This window comes from Halococcus thailandensis JCM 13552 (assembly GCF_000336715.1).
Classification (GTDB): Archaea; Halobacteriota; Halobacteria; order Halobacteriales; family Halococcaceae; genus Halococcus; species Halococcus thailandensis.
The window spans coordinates 1-1878 of sequence record NZ_AOMF01000046.1 but is presented as its reverse complement, the minus strand read 5'-3'; the positions used below and the strand labels follow the sequence as shown (position 1 = coordinate 1878).

Sequence of the window (1878 nt, the reverse complement as noted above, 5' to 3'; positions counted from 1 at the left end):
CTGCCGCCATGCGAGTCGTTCGTCGGTTGCGGTACAGAGTAGCTCCTTGAGGCCGTCTTTCAGCACACGGCCGTTCGGTGTCTTTTTCGACCACTCGCGCCAGTGCTCGAAGATGACGACGGCACGCTCGATGGATGGCGTCACGTTGATGCTCACTTCCTCGGTCTCTAGCTTGGCAACGCGTTCGATCGGGGTGAGAGCAGGACGGTCAGGCGTGCTGTCGCCGTCGGTGCGTTCGTCCTGTGGGGCCGGTTGAGCTTCCAAATCGGCGAGTTGCTCTTCGAGGTCGACGATATCCTCGAGCAGATAGCCGTCTTTTTCCTCGGCTTTCGCGACGCGCTCTTGCAGGTGTTGCTGTGCGTCGCGAAGCTCGTGGTTTTCGCGGGCGAGAGCATGACAGTCCTCGCGATGACGCTCTCGAAGCTCGTCGATGTCGTCGCGGAGTCGTTCGTTCTCGGCTTCGAGTGTCTCGACGCGATCGATCAGTTGGGCGATCAACTCGGACGATGCGTGTTCGGTCTGGCCGGTTGGTTCGGTGCCGGTAGCTCTGTCGTCGGTCATGGATAAACGGGGTTTCGATTGCGGGAGTGGGATTGCCACTCCCAGTTTGGGTGGTACGTTAGCGGGCGATTCGTGGCTGCGTGAAGCGACGGGAGTGAGAAGGCGTCAGCCGGGCGGATCCAGCGAGCGGCCGTCGTGGCTCCGGCAGGCTGGCGATGCGGTCGTCGCTCCGTGGGACCGTATCAATGGATATCGCAAGCGGCGAGAGCTGACTGGTGTCGCTGTGACATCGAACACAGCAGTCATGGATCGTCACCCGTCCTGGGACCGTACTCGTCGAGTATCGCGACGTTACACAGCGTCAGGGCGTGTGACTGACGGGCAACATCGGCGGTGAGTGCGAGTCGCGCTTCGGCTAGCCACTCAGAACAGCCACAGGTGGGATGTTCGATCGAGCGACGGTCACACTCGCTACAGTAGAGGCNGGGCAACATCGGCGGTGAGTGCGAGTCGCGCTTCGGCTAGCCACTCAGAACAGCCACAGGTGGGATGTTCGATCGAGCGACGGTCACACTCGCTACAGTAGAGGCGCGCGACGGACACCAGCTGTTCACCGGCACGGCGGTAAGCGTAGACAGTGATCGCACTCCCTTCACGGAGTGTGGTCTTACAGTGCTGACAGAGCGCCGTTTCACCGACGCCGACGCTCCATCCGGTGAGGGTCTGTTCGATCGCATCGATCCCAGCGACGGTCATTCGTCATCGCTCCTGATTGCGCCAGAAAGCGTGGTACGAGCGGTCGTAGTATCGTGGGTGAACGATCCGGTCCGCCCGCAGACCTCACACTCGTAGCTCTCGTAGGCCGTGCCGTTCTCGGGATAGGACTGGACGGTGATCGTGAGGGTGTACGACCCACACGTACACTGAAGGGTCATCGCCGCTCCTCCTGGTCGTGAGATTCAGCATACGAAACGGCTGTCAGCGCACGCTCCGGACTGTTGTGATGGAGCCAGCGTCCGTTCTTGAACGCGCGCTCGATATCGACGTCCCGGTAGTTCGCGGCGGCGAGCTGTGAGCGAACAGCGTCCTCATTGGAGACATTCAGGATGAACAGCGGGATATCGCCGTCGTAACGCTGGCCGTGTGGCGTCTGTCTATAGCACTCACAGAAGATCACCGTCGCGCCAGTACAGGCGACCGGCGTCGCGGTATCGAGCGTGAGCGTTCGCTTGGGTTGTGGCTGGTCAGCGGTCGATGCAACTCGTCGGTCGGCAGTTTCAAGACTGCCGTGTGTCTCTATGGACATGGGCTGGTCGACTCGATACGGACTGCCCACGTGGTCGGTGGTCTGAACACCGGCCACAGATTCTGTGGCTA

At 61.2% G+C, this 1878-nt stretch carries 3 protein-coding genes; all 3 read right to left on the bottom strand.

All coding sequences use genetic code 11. The features are described 5' to 3' along the window. Nucleotides 1–561 (bottom strand): hypothetical protein (locus C451_RS02255; RefSeq protein ID WP_007737207.1); only part of this gene is annotated, 561 nt, incomplete at its 3' end. Nucleotides 562–1253: 692 nt separating this feature from the next. Continuing rightward, a complete protein-coding gene (locus C451_RS02240; RefSeq protein WP_007737201.1) occupies nucleotides 1254–1436 on the bottom strand; it encodes a hypothetical protein in 183 nt (60 codons plus the stop codon). Further along, nucleotides 1433–1878, bottom strand: a 446-nt coding sequence (locus C451_RS02235) for a hypothetical protein (RefSeq protein ID WP_007737199.1), incomplete at its 5' end; no start/stop codon positions are given. The genes C451_RS02235 and C451_RS02240, both read right to left, overlap by 4 nt.